The 256-nt window shown below is 72.7% G+C and carries 1 protein-coding gene; it reads left to right on the top strand.

Features of this window, described 5'->3' with window-relative positions:
- Nucleotides 1–256, top strand: a 256-nt coding sequence (locus tag QD228_RS17070) for a sigma 54-interacting transcriptional regulator (protein WP_279876139.1), incomplete at both ends; no start/stop codon positions are given.

Below are 256 nucleotides of genomic sequence, written 5' to 3'. Positions count from 1 at the left end.
CGGCGCTCGCGATCGCGGCAAAGGCCGCGCGCGCCCGCGTGCCGGTGCTGGTCGAGGGCGAGAGCGGCGTCGGCAAGGAAGTGCTGGCAGAGGCGATCCACGCCGCATCCCCCCGCGCGCGCCGCCAGATGGTGCACTTCAACTGCGGTGCGATCCCGGCCAACCAGATCGAAAGCGCGCTGTTCGGGCACGAGAAGGGCGCCTTTCCCGGCGCCTTCGAACGCCGCATCGGGCGGTTCGAGGAGGCGGACGGCAG

Source organism: Cobetia sp. 3AK, assembly GCF_029846335.1.
Classification (GTDB): domain Bacteria; phylum Pseudomonadota; class Gammaproteobacteria; order Pseudomonadales; family Halomonadaceae; genus Cobetia; species Cobetia marina.
Note: the sequence above shows the minus strand (reverse complement) of the source record. Positions and strands in the feature narration are given on the sequence as shown.